At 54.1% G+C, this 12,073-nt stretch carries 9 protein-coding genes; 5 read left to right on the top strand and 4 right to left on the bottom strand.

The annotated features are described in order from the left end of the window. Positions 1-33 precede the first annotated feature (33 nt). The 5 genes from gshB (at position 34) to E1162_RS14880 (ending at position 8,734) form a co-directional block, all read left to right on the top strand. Positions 34-984, top strand: coding sequence for a glutathione synthase (gene gshB, locus E1162_RS14900; protein WP_155132510.1), 951 nt, complete (start codon positions 34-36; stop codon positions 982-984). Positions 985-1,167: 183 nt separating this feature from the next. After that, complete coding sequence (locus tag E1162_RS14895; RefSeq protein ID WP_155132507.1) at positions 1,168-2,691, top strand: YifB family Mg chelatase-like AAA ATPase; 1,524 nt, start codon at positions 1,168-1,170, stop codon at positions 2,689-2,691. Between the two features lie 85 nt (positions 2,692-2,776). Next, on the top strand, positions 2,777-5,062 hold the full coding sequence (locus E1162_RS14890) for a response regulator (protein ID WP_155132504.1): 2,286 nt from the start codon (positions 2,777-2,779) through the stop codon (positions 5,060-5,062). A 238-nt stretch (positions 5,063-5,300) separates the two neighbouring features. Beyond that, positions 5,301-6,239: a l-ornithine N(alpha)-acyltransferase gene (gene olsB / locus E1162_RS14885; RefSeq protein WP_155132501.1), complete on the top strand. Its 939-nt coding sequence runs from the start codon at positions 5,301-5,303 to the stop codon at positions 6,237-6,239. 149 nt (positions 6,240-6,388) lie between these two features. Continuing rightward, on the top strand, positions 6,389-8,734 hold the full coding sequence (locus E1162_RS14880) for a transglycosylase domain-containing protein (protein WP_257099015.1): 2,346 nt from the start codon (positions 6,389-6,391) through the stop codon (positions 8,732-8,734). Between the two features lie 21 nt (positions 8,735-8,755). On the opposite strand, the gene E1162_RS14875 is transcribed toward E1162_RS14880, so the two are convergent. The 4 genes from E1162_RS14875 to E1162_RS14860 form a co-directional block, all read right to left on the bottom strand. Continuing rightward, the gene (locus E1162_RS14875; protein WP_371311960.1) at positions 8,756-9,160 is read right to left on the bottom strand and encodes a VOC family protein; all 405 of its coding nucleotides are present in this window, start codon (positions 9,158-9,160) and stop codon (positions 8,756-8,758) included. Between the two features lie 91 nt (positions 9,161-9,251). Beyond that, the gene (locus E1162_RS14870) at positions 9,252-9,995 is read right to left on the bottom strand and encodes a M48 family metallopeptidase (RefSeq protein WP_371311959.1); all 744 of its coding nucleotides are present in this window, start codon (positions 9,993-9,995) and stop codon (positions 9,252-9,254) included. 147 nt (positions 9,996-10,142) lie between these two features. Further along, complete coding sequence (locus E1162_RS14865; RefSeq protein ID WP_155132495.1) at positions 10,143-10,565, bottom strand: DUF2852 domain-containing protein; 423 nt, start codon at positions 10,563-10,565, stop codon at positions 10,143-10,145. Between the two features lie 185 nt (positions 10,566-10,750). Next, on the bottom strand, positions 10,751-12,004 hold the full coding sequence (locus E1162_RS14860; RefSeq protein WP_155132492.1) for a polyhydroxyalkanoate depolymerase: 1,254 nt from the start codon (positions 12,002-12,004) through the stop codon (positions 10,751-10,753). Between the last annotated feature and the right edge of the window lie 69 nt (positions 12,005-12,073).

Raw genomic sequence — 12,073 nt, 5'->3', positions numbered from 1 at the left:
TCGCTTTGTCCGAAGCCACAAATGGAGTTTGTGATGTCCCTTCGTGTCGCTGTTCAAATGGATCATATCTCGACCATCAATATCGCTGGCGACAGTGCTTTTGCACTGATGCTGGAAGCGCAAGCACGCGGACACGAACTTTTTCATTACACACCGGACCGTTTGGCGCTGTGGGGCGACAAGGTTATGTGTGTTGTAGAACCAGTCACGGTACGCGATGAACCGGGTAACCATTACTCCTTTGGCGAGCCAGTTCGCGTTGACATGAGCGATATGGATATCGTGCTCATGCGTCAGGATCCGCCGTTTGATCTTGCCTACATCGCTGCGACCCACCTTCTTCAAAAAATCCATCCGAAAACCTTGGTGGTGAACGACCCTGTTCACGTGCGCAACGCTCCAGAAAAGCTGTTTGTGACCGAGTTTGCAGATCTAATGCCTGCAACGCTCATCACTCATAGCAAAAGCGAGATTGACCTCTTCCGCGAGCAGTACGGCGATATCGTTATGAAGCCGTTGTTTGGTCACGGCGGTGCTGCGGTGTTCCGTGTCACCAAGGACGACCTTAACTACGGTTCTCTTTACGACTTTTTCTCCGTGACTTTCCGCGAACCTTGGGTCATTCAGGAGTTCCTGCCGAATGTAAAGCATGGCGACAAGCGTATTCTGCTTGTTGATGGAGAGTTTGCCGGTGCTGTGAACCGCGTTCCGGCCGAAGGTGATCTTCGCTCAAACATGGTTAGAGGCGGCTCGCCAAAAGACAGCGATCTTACAGAACGCGAGCGCGAAATTTGCGCACGCCTTGGCCCTTCCTTGAAAGAAAAGGGGCTTATTCTGGTGGGTATCGACGTGATTGACGGTTATCTGACCGAGATCAACGTCACAGCGCCAACTGGTATCCGCGCCATTCAAAGGCTCGGCGGCCCTGATGTTGCTGCGACCGTCTGGAATGTGCTGGAAGAAAAGCGCCGCGCTGCAAACTAACCGACCTCAAAATTCCAAAATTCAAGCCGCCCGTTGCCTGCGCAAAGGGCGGCTTTTTTTGTTTAACTCCTCAATCCCCTTTAGGCAGTAGATGTGCCCGCAGTTTATGCGGCTGCCCAACAGGCCTACCGAGGACCTAAACTTGCCATCAAGGATAGTGAGATGGCCGTTGGGGAGGGCTAAATGTTTTCTCGGATTACCACAGTCGCCTTTCAAGGCATTGATGCGGTACCCGTTGATGTACAGGTCCAAATTGGACCTGGTTCTGTGCAGTTTTCCATCGTGGGGCTTCCTAGCAAAGCTGTTGCTGAAAGCAGGGAGAGGGTGCGCTCAGCGCTCCTATCTTCCGGCCTCGCTCTGCCTGCCAAGCGCGTTACGATTAATCTTGCTCCCGCCGATCTGCCAAAGGAAGGGTCGCATTACGATCTCCCAATAGCCTTAGGGCTCATGAGTGCCATGGGGCTCATCCCTCCAGAAGAGCTTGCAGAATATGTCGTTATTGGCGAGTTATCTCTGGATGGCCGGATTTGTCCTGTTAACGGTGCTCTGCCCGCAGCTATTTCCGCCAACGGTATGGGGAAGGGCCTCATATGCCCGTCCCAGTGCGGTAGTGAAGCGGCATGGGCAGGAAATGACATCGCCGTTCTTGCTGCCGGGAATTTGATTGAGCTTTCCAATCACTTCAAAGGCAATCAGGTTCTTGCAGCCCCGCGCCCCAGTGCACCCGTCAGCCGCAAAAGCCTGCCGGACCTTAGCGAAATACGCGGGCAGGAGAGCGCCAAGCGAACTCTTGAGATTGCTGCAGCTGGCGGACATAACCTGCTTATGGTCGGACCTCCAGGTTCCGGAAAGTCTATGCTGGCCAAAAGGCTGCCTTCACTGTTGCCGCCGTTGGAACCCAAAGAGCTTTTGGAAGTATCGATGATCGCTTCCATTGCCGGTGAACTAAAAGAGGGGCAGCTCAGCGATATCAGGCCGTTTCGCTCACCGCATCATTCTGCATCTATGCCCGCCTTGGTGGGCGGCGGTATCAGTGCAAAGCCGGGGGAGGTCTCTCTTGCCCACAATGGCGTGTTGTTTCTAGACGAGCTGCCAGAGTTTAACCCGCAGGTACTCGATAGTTTGCGCCAACCGATTGAAAGCGGCGAAGCGACCATTGTGCGCGCCAATCACCGTGTCAGCTATCCCAGTCAGGTTCAGATCATTGCAGCAATGAACCCATGCCGTTGTGGCTATGCCGGAGAACCCGGCCATACATGCAGGAGAGGCGATCGTTGCTCCGCTGATTATCAGGCCCGCGTTTCCGGCCCATTTCTTGACCGCATTGACCTACAAATCGATGTTCCTGCTGTTGCTGCGCAGGATCTCATTGATACCACCCATAATGAACCTTCTGCCGTGGTTGCAGAACGGGTGAGAGCAGCCCGCAAACGCCAAAAAGCACGCTTTAAAGCTCTTGGCCTTTCTATTTTGACCAACGCCCAAGCGGGCGCTCAACTAATTGAAAGCATTGCAGAGCCAGATGCGGAAGGAAAGAAACTGCTCTACGCCGTTGCTGAAAAGAAAGGCTTTTCTGCTCGTGGATACCACCGCATCCTTAAAGTAGCGCGCACTCTTGCCGACTTGGAAGACTGCGAAAGTGTTCACCGAAACCATTTGGCCGAAGCTTTAAGTTATCGCCAAGGCGCTGAACTTTTAATGGCATGAGGGAGTTCAATTGGGCTACCTCAAAGCTTTCTTTACGCATTTTCTCCCATTCTATCCTTAATTTCTCAATGGGTTGATTCATGTAATGCCAAAAGCTTCCAAGCCCTCCAAAGACCAGTGGGACCTGAACGGGCAACACGCTGAACCGCCAGAGGCTTTGCGGGCATCTCTTCCCGAGCGCTCACACCTGCGCCTTCTAAAGCTTCTGGCCGTTTTTACTGCAACCCTCGGCTTTCTCGTCTCCGTAATCGTTAGCCTTGCTCCGTTTCCCTACACTATGGCAGCGCCTGTTCTGGCATTTGCATGTGGTGCTATCGTGTTTCGCTGGTTTCCGGCTCCTTATGGCCTCACAGCCCGACGCAATATGGACCAGATTCGCAGTGAAGTGCGTCAACTGGAAGAAGAGCTTGAAGTTCAGCGGGATACAGCTTGGGAGCTGCGAGAAGCTGATGATCGGCACCGCTCGGTGTTAGAGGCCCTCGGAGCGATGGTTATTCGCCGTGATGCGGCGGGGCGCGTGCTTTATGTAAATGACGCCGTGCATAAGGTATTTAAGCGAGAGGATTGCCCGCAAATTGGCGCGCCGCTCACCTTGCCAACGGCAAGCCTCCACATAAACGAGCACGAACGCGATGTAATGGAGGAGCTTTCTGACATTCCGCTTGAAACCCGCGAAGGGGTTCGCTGGTTCTCACGGCTTAACCTCAGCATCCGCGATGGCAGCGGTGATGCGCCGATCATCCAGACAATCCTGCGCGATATCACACCGCGCCGCCAAGCCGAAGCGCGTCTTCGCGAAGACCGCGATCAGGCAGCAAGCGCTAGTGAAGCAAAATCCCGTTTTCTGGCGATGGTCAGCCATGAAATTCGCACCCCCTTGAACGGCATTTTGGGAATGACAGGGCTGCTTGAAGAAACCCGGCTTACACCGGAACAACGCAACTATCTTGAGGCGGTTCATACCTCTGGAGAGGCACTTCGACTGCTTATCGAGGAAATTCTCGATTACTCCAAGATTGAAGCGGGACGGCTGGAGATCTACCCAGAAGAGACCGATATCCGCGCCCTCATAGAACGCTCTGTGGAGCTGCTTGCCCCTCGTGCCCACGAGAAGGGGCTGGAAATTGGGGCATTTATTGAAGGCAGCATCTACAACCGCGTGAATATTGATGGCCCGCGCCTGCGCCAGATTTTGTTCAACCTGATCGGCAATGCGATCAAGTTTACCGAGGAAGGCGGGGTTAGCGTCGAAGCAATCTACCTACCCAATGCCCGCACGGAGCAAAACAATCCTCTGCTGCAAATTACCGTAGCTGACAGTGGGCCAGGCTTTGACAGTAAGGACGCTGCGCGCCTGTTTAACGAGTTTGAGCAGGGCGAAGAAGGGCGCGCCCGAAAGCATGGCGGAACCGGCCTTGGGCTTTCCATCTCCCGCCGTCTTGCGGACCTTATGGGCGGCTCCCTGAAAGCGCGCAGTACACCCGGAAAGGGCGCAGACTTTATTCTCACTTTGCCCGTTGAAGAGCGAGCAAGGGGCGAGAAGCCGCCACTTACACAGGCTCTATCAAACAATCACCTTGCGATCGTAACCGACAAAACCATTGAAGCGGCAACGCTCAAGAAAGACCTTGAGCAAGCCGGAGCCCACGTTGACATTTTGCCCGCTCGCACGCCCGACCTTGATGATCTGCTCGCCGGTGTTGATGGAATTTTGCTTGATTATGATGCTGTGGTCGATCCGGCTGGGTGGATTGCAGCCATTCAGGTTCGCCTTCCGCAAGCGCGGATCATTATTCTTGTTCCGCCGCATAGGCGTGACCAACTGGAAAGGCTGCATGATGCAGGGGCGGGCGCCTACCTAATCCGGCCGGTAAGAGGTGCGTCCCTAGTTTCTATCAGTCACAGCTTGTTACGTGATGGCGGCGTCTCCAAAGAAGATCTGGTTGCCGCTGAAGCACCGCCCAAAGAGCGCCAGCCAAAACGCAAGAACGTTCGCGGCAAGCACTTCCTTGTGGCAGAAGACAATGAAATCAACCGCTTACTTACCGAAGCACTGCTGCGTAAAATGGGATACGAGGCGACTATCGTACCTGATGGTATCAAAGCTCTGGAAGCTTTTAAGGACGGGTCGTTCGATGCGATGTTGATGGACCTTCATATGCCCGGCCTAGATGGGCTGGAAGCGATTCGCCGTATTAGAGAGATGGAAAAACACCAAGGTGGCTCGATACCCATCATCGCGGTGACAGCCGATGCTATGCCAGAAGCGCGAGAAGCGGCCCATAAGGCAGGTGCAGATGGCTTTATTACCAAGCCTCTAGACCCTGAAGCCCTAGAAGAACTGCTGGATTCAGTAATCATGGATTCTTGAAAAAGCAGCGATATAATACTTGGTAGCGGTGTTTAAAGCGCTTTTAATGGATTGGTGCTTACATACTGGAATGTATGTTTCTAAAGTACTGTCATGTTATTGTACTAAAACCATGTTTTAGATTTGCCCGAGGAAAGATTGGTATTTGTATCACTGGATATCAAACTGGCAGTTCTAAGCAGCTTGAGGTCAACTCGGCACAAAAGTGCAGCTCAGGTGTTTGGGAGGAAGTGAAGCAATGACAGCGTCTGGTCGTTTATCTCCGATGAGCATCGTCAAAATGTTCTCGCCCCTTAAACCACCTTATTTCGAACCCTCCCGCTGGGTTCCTGCGCCCATACGAGACCGCTTCTCACCACCACCTTCCCTTGGCAAAAAGGGGCCGTTAGAGGTACGACTTGCGCAGAACGCCAAGGAGCTAAAGGAAGCCCAAAGGCTGCGCTACCACATTTTCTACGAGGAAATGTCAGCGATTGCGGATTCGCAGACCCAGATGACGCGCCTTGATGCCGATCAATATGACGAAATCTGCGATCATATGCTGGTGGTAGATCATAACAGTCAGGTCAAGCCGCAACCGTTCGCAAAAGCGCGGCCAGAAATTGTCGGCACCTATCGCCTGCTTACTCAAAACACGGCGGAAATGCATGGCGGTTTTTATACGGCGGGCGAATATGACATCCAGCCATTACTGGATCGGCATAGCGACAAGACCTTTATGGAGCTTGGCCGCTCATGCGTAATGAAGCCTTACCGCACCAAGAAAACTGTCGAACTCCTCTGGCACGGCATCTGGTCTTACGTTTTGATGAACAACGTCGATGTGATGATCGGCTGTGCTTCAATTGAGGGTACGGACCCCGATCTGCTCGCGGACCAGCTCTCGTTCTTGCATCACTTTGCAAGTGCCCCGCCAGAGTGGGATGTGAAAGCGCTTCCAGACCAATATGTTGAGATGAACCGGATAGAAAAGGACAGGGTAGACCAGAAGGCTGCCCTGAGGGCTCTACCACCACTGGTGAAAGGGTATTTGCGCCTTGGGGCTTACATCGGTAGCGGCGCCGTAATTGATAATCAGTTCGGCACAACCGATGTTCTCATCATTTTACCTGTATCCGCCCTCAGCGATCGCTATGTTAACTATTACGGTGCCGACGCCAGCCGCTATGCGAGCTAAAAAACCTCGCGGAACCCTGATATCCTGACACTTCGCTCTTCTTTTTCACCCCTAGTTTAAGGGGGCTTTTTAACTTGGTTTTAAGGCTACTGGCTTAACCTTTCGGATAATTTTTTATTATCACAGCAACCAAGGAAAAGTCGGGCGCCATGGCACCTCGCCACTCTGGCACTAGCAGGGCTCAGCCCGGACCTCGTGGCGCGCAAACGCGCCAGCGTCCTCGCACGCCCAGAATGCGCAGCGACGAGCCGTATTTCGATGAGCTTATGGAAGAGCCAATCGAAATGCCGCGCGTGGTGCGCAAACGCCAGCAAAGCCAGAGTACTCAAGGTCAGCCATCCAAGCCGCGCCCTGCTGCGCGAAAGCCGGCGGCCCCGCCGCCGAAACGACCACCAGCACCACCACCGCCTCCGGCGCGATCAGCCAAACGACCAACGCGTAAGGCCAAGAAGCAAACGCTTACAGCGCTAGATGACGCCATGCGTCCGCGTAAATCGGGCAAAAAAGGTGGGCGTAGCTGGATTGTCAGGGCCTTCAGGTTCTGTGCCTACTGGAGCCTTGTTGCAGGGATCTGGGGCGCAATTATCGCAACCTGTGTTCTCATCTATTACGGCGCGCATCTGCCACCGGCCTCGGAATGGGCTGTGCCGCAGCGCCCACCGAACGTGCGGGTCATCGCAGCGAACGGCAACCTGATCGCCAACCGAGGTGATACGGGCGGTGAAGCCATTCGCCTTGAGCAGCTGCCAAGCTACCTGCCTAATGCTGTTATCGCGATTGAGGACAGGCGATTCCGATATCATTTCGGAATCGATCCAATTGGTCTTTTCCGCGCAGCAGTAACCAACTACACCAGTGGCAGAACCGTTCAGGGCGGTTCTACGCTTACCCAGCAGCTTGCCAAGAACTTGTTTTTGAAGCCGGAACGTACTTTCAAACGTAAGGTGCAGGAAGCGGTTATGGCCTTGTGGCTTGAGGCGAACTACTCGAAGGATGAGATCCTCGAGATGTACCTCAACCGTGTTTATCTTGGCGCCGGCGCATACGGCGTTGATGCTGCAGCCCGCCGCTACTACGGCAAGTCCGCCCGTCTTGTGACCATTGCAGAAGCGGCAACCATCGCCGGACTTTTGAAAGCGCCATCACGCTATGCGCCAACGCGCAATCCGGCCCTTGCCGAAAGCCGCGCTCATCTTGTTCTGACAGCCATGCACGATGAAGGCTTTATCACCGCGCAGGAAACCAAAGATGCTTTGATTAGTCCTGCAAAGGTTTCTGGTCGCTTCAACCAAGGCGGTGATAACTATGTGGCCGACTATGTGATGGATCTGCTGCCTAGCTATGTGGGCGGCATTAGCGAAGACCTTATCGTCGATACCACCATCGATGTGGACATGCAGAACGCAGCGGAGCAGGCGCTGACCAGCGCTATCCGCGAGCATCGCGGCGATCAGAACGTCACCCAAGGGGCCATTGTGACCTTGAACGGGGCAGGGGCCATCCGCGCTATGGTTGGCGGCTACAGCTACAGCCAGAGCCAGTATAACCGCGCCGTTTATGCCAAGCGCCAACCGGGCTCTGCGTTCAAGCCTTTCGTGTTTCTCACCGCGCTGGAAAGCGGCATGTCGCCCTACACTATGCGCACGGATAGGCCAATCACCATCGGCAACTGGTCTCCAAAGAACTACACCAATCGCTACTACGGCGATGTGAACCTGACTTACGCGCTGGCAAATTCCATCAACACCATCTCGGTGCAGCTGGGACGGGAAGTAAAGCCATCTCAGGTGGTCAAGACGGCACGCCGCCTTGGTATCAGCTCGCCGCTTAAGGCCAACAATTCGCTTGCCCTTGGCACCTCAGAAGTCACTCCGCTGGAAATGACAGCCTCGTACGTGCCGTTTGCAAATGGTGGTTATGGCATTGTTCCGCACATTGTTCGCCGCATCACCACAGAAGAGGGCAAGGTTCTTTACAACCGCAGCAGTGACGGGTTGGGCCGCGTTATTCGCGGTGACAAGGTGAGTGAAATCAACACCATGATGGCTCATGTTGTCGCCAATGGCACGGGTAGGAAAGCCCAGCTTGAAGGCCGCCCTGTTGGCGGCAAAACCGGCACGACGCAAGGGTTCCGCGATGCATGGTTTATTGGCTACACGGGCTCGCTAACCACCGGTGTCTGGCTTGGCAATGACAACAACTCGCCAATGAAAAAGGTAACGGGTGGCAAGTTGCCTGCAGAAATCTGGCAGAAGGCCATGACGGCGATGCACGCCAATGTACCAGTGACGCGCCTTCCGGGCGTGCCGCTGCATCTGGGGCCAATTTATCAGGGCAGTCAGCAGGTTGCGCCGCGACCACAAGCGCCATCTGGCTTCGCATTACCGCCGCAAGGAATGGGAACGCCATCGCCAAACTATCCGCAGCAACAACAACAGCAAGCACCGCAGCGAAGCGGGCCGATGAACCTGCTCAACCGCTTGTTCGGCGGCTAAAGCAATAGCAGGAAGGCCTCTTTAAGGCCTTCCGTTAGCAAACTCGATCAAATCCCACAGGTTGCCATAGAGGTCTTTGAACACCGCGACAGTGCCGTACTCGGCCTCTAGCGGTTCACGCACGAACTCGATGCCCTTTTTGAGTAGGCTGTCGTAATCGCGCCAGAAGTCATCAGTTCTGAGGAACAAGAACACCCGCCCACCAGCTTGATCGCCAATAAATGCCGCTTGTCGCTCGTTCGAGGCCTGTGCAAGAAGCAGCGAGCACGAGCCTTGCCCCTTCGGGCGCACAACAACCCAGCGCTTGTCCTGTTCCGGTTGGTAGGTGTCGTCCACCAGCTCAAACCCAAGCTTGGAGACATAAAAGTCGATGGCTTCATCATAATCGCGCACCACAAGGGCGATATGGGCAATGCTTTGATTCACGCGCCTAACCTCACTGAGCAACAAATGCGATCAGTCTAGCCAATGCCAAGCCGTGAACAACGGAAGGAACTGCTTTTGCAGGCTTTTATACTCAGAAGTACCGATGCAGCCGAGCACCGTTATCATTCAGCCAACGCCGCGCCTTTGGAGTATGTGGGGCAAGCTGGGTGCAGACCTGCCAGAAGTCAGGCGAATGGTTCATATGCACCAGATGGGCAACCTCATGAGCTGCCACATAATCCAACACTTCAGGCGGCGCGAGGATGAGCCGCCATGAAAACGACAGGCGGCCATCAGACGTACAAGAGCCCCAACGGCTCTTGGTATCGCGAATGGAAACCGTCGCAACCTTTTTGCCAAGCGTCTTGGCATGACGGTCAACCGCCTGCTCAAGGTCTTGTCTGGCCTGCTTTTTCAAGAAGTCGACCAAGCGCTTGGAAAGGTTATTAGGGTCACCTGAGACCGAGAAGTAGGGCTGCCCCTCTTCGCTTTTCAGAAGCTGAACGCCGCCGCGCAGTTTCTGCGAATAGAGCACATCGTGAGGAATACCGCGAAACGGGACAGCATTGCCATCACCAGCAGAAACGGGCGCGTGCCGTTTTTCCAGCTTATCTTCCAGCCAGCCGATTTGCCTTTTGGCGAAATCACGAGCCGTTTCCAGCTTGCCGCCCTTGGGCACTGTCAGCACCGGTAGCTTTTCACCTGTTGGCACGCGCAGGATATACCGCTTGGCGCGCTCGTTTCGGCGCAGCCGGATGGTGTACGAACCGTTCTCGTTCTCGACTTCTATCGTGTCAGGCAGGCTAGGTGCAGGCTTGGAAAATAAAAATCTCACTGGCGTTTCATCGATAAATGAAAAGTTGAAATCACAATGTGGCTAAGCGCAGGGATCTGCTCATCCATGCTGTACATCCTTTGCCCCTAAAAGGCAAAAAAGACGCGGATTGCGCCGCGTCTTCTAACTATAGTTCCGGCCGTTGTTTTAGCCGGAGAAGCCTTCAGCCTCGGAAGGGTGTCCCGCTGGACGGCCCTTGCGAGCAGCCATAAACCGGTCGAACTCCTCCTTATCCCGTGCGCGGCGAAGCTCCTTCATGTACTTGTCAAAGTCTTCACGCATCGCATCCAGCTTCTTACGCTCTTCTTCCAAGCGCTCCAGCTCCTGTTCGCGGTAATCGTCGAACGCCGCGTTTCCGGTGCGGCCACTACGGGTGTAAGTGGTGCTTTCAGAAAACGGACTGTCTTTCCAGCAACGCTTTACGTCCTGCTTAAAGGCTGGAAACTGATCACCCCAGATAATATAGGCGATCACAAGTAAGCCGAGAGGCCAGGCAATAATAAATCCAAGTATCATCAATCCGATCATCACCGGATTCCACTCGGGCCGGATTGTGTTGGACAACGCCATTCTTTCCTCCTTAATCTAACACAAGTATTGAGTTAGTTGCCCTAAGGTAGGATTCAAGTGTTTTTGCATATTATTTTTATTTAAGAACTTCGCACTTGCGAACGTAACCATGCATAACCACATAGGAACATTCACTTTTACCAAATGAAGACGTAAGCGCTTTGTTTTATTATTTAAAACTACGTTTACATGGTGACTTCATCGGCAAGCGTTTTATGGGTCTTGATGAAATCAAGAATACGCGGAGCAATTTCCGAGCGATACCGCGAACCATTGAACACCCCATAATGACCAACGCCGGGTTGCTCATAGTGCGCGCGTTTATCGTCAGAAAGATTTGGCGTTAGCGTATGGGCAGCCTTGGTTTGGCCGATGCCGGAGATATCGTCCTTTTCCCCTTCCACGGTGAAAATCGCCGTACGGGTGATTTTAGACGGATCCACCAAACGCCCGCGATGGCGCATGATGCCTCTCGGCAACGAGTGCTCAATAAACACGGTCTCGACGGTTTGCAGATAGAACTCGGCAGTCAAATCCATCACCGCAAGGTATTCATCGTAAAAGTCGCGGTGCTTTTCCGCGCTATCACCATCACCTTCCACCAGATGCTGGAAGAAATCACGATGGGCAACCAGATGGCGGTCCAGATTCATACTCATAAAGCCGGAGAGCTGCAAAAAGCCCGGATAAACCTCGCGCATCATACCCATATGCGGGAACGGCACAGTCATAATGACATGGCTGCGGAACCAGTCGATCCCCTTTTCCATGGCAAGGTCGTTGACCGCTGTCGGCGCTTCACGGGTATCAATCGGCCCGCCCATCATGGTCAAGGTCGCCGGAGCGCACGGATTTTTGTCTTCCTCCATCAGGGAAACAGCAGCAAAAACCGGAACCGATGGCTGGCAGACCGCTAAAACATGTGTGTTCGGACCCAAGAACTCCAGCATCTCGGTGATGTAGTCGATGTAATCATCAAGATCGAATTGCCCATCTGTCACCGGCACCTGCCGCGCATCCTGCCAATCGGTGATAAAGACCTCAAGGTCAGGCAGAAGCGCCTCTACGGTGCCGCGCAGCAGCGTAGCGAAGTGGCCGGACATTGGCGCGACAACCAGAATTTTCGGGTCCTGACGGCGCTTTCGAGTGGTCTGGCGTTCAAAATGGACAAGATCGCAGAACGGCTTCGACCAAACGGTATTTTCAACCACCGCCACCCGCTCGCCCGATACCACTGTGCTATCCAGCCCGAACTCAGGCTTGCTATACCGGCGGGTCATGCGCTCCAGAAGCTCGCAGGACGCGGCGATATTGCGGCCAAGGTAGGTGTGCGTTGCTGGGTTTAGCGGGTTTTTGAAGTACATGCGGGTTGCATCAGCAACGGCGCGCATTGGCGTAAGGGCTGCGTGATTTAGCTCGTAGAGTTGGTAATAAAGCAACTGGTACGCCTCCGCTCGTGATGCCGCTCGTGCCCTATTACTGCTCTATGGCAGCAGCCTCCCGCTTAG

Origin of the sequence: Pseudovibrio flavus (genome assembly GCF_009711345.1) — a bacterium.
Classification (GTDB): Bacteria; Pseudomonadota; Alphaproteobacteria; order Rhizobiales; family Stappiaceae; genus Pseudovibrio; species Pseudovibrio flavus.
The sequence above is the reverse complement of the archived record's forward strand: the minus strand, read 5'-3'. Positions and strand labels throughout refer to the sequence as shown.

What these genes read in the sequence shown, in the direction of transcription:
- olsB (WP_155132501.1), top strand. Translation starts at nt 5,301, where the DNA reads ATGACAGCGTCTGGTCGTTTATCTCCGATGAGCATCGTCAAAATGTTC.
- E1162_RS14895 (WP_155132507.1), top strand. Translation starts at nt 1,168, where the DNA reads ATGTTTTCTCGGATTACCACAGTCGCCTTTCAAGGCATTGATGCGGTA.
- E1162_RS14880 (WP_257099015.1), top strand. Translation starts at nt 6,389, where the DNA reads ATGGCACCTCGCCACTCTGGCACTAGCAGGGCTCAGCCCGGACCTCGT.
- E1162_RS14865 (WP_155132495.1), bottom strand. Translation starts at nt 10,565, where the DNA reads ATGGCGTTGTCCAACACAATCCGGCCCGAGTGGAATCCGGTGATGATC.
- gshB (WP_155132510.1), top strand. Translation starts at nt 34, where the DNA reads ATGTCCCTTCGTGTCGCTGTTCAAATGGATCATATCTCGACCATCAAT.
- E1162_RS14890 (WP_155132504.1), top strand. Translation starts at nt 2,777, where the DNA reads ATGCCAAAAGCTTCCAAGCCCTCCAAAGACCAGTGGGACCTGAACGGG.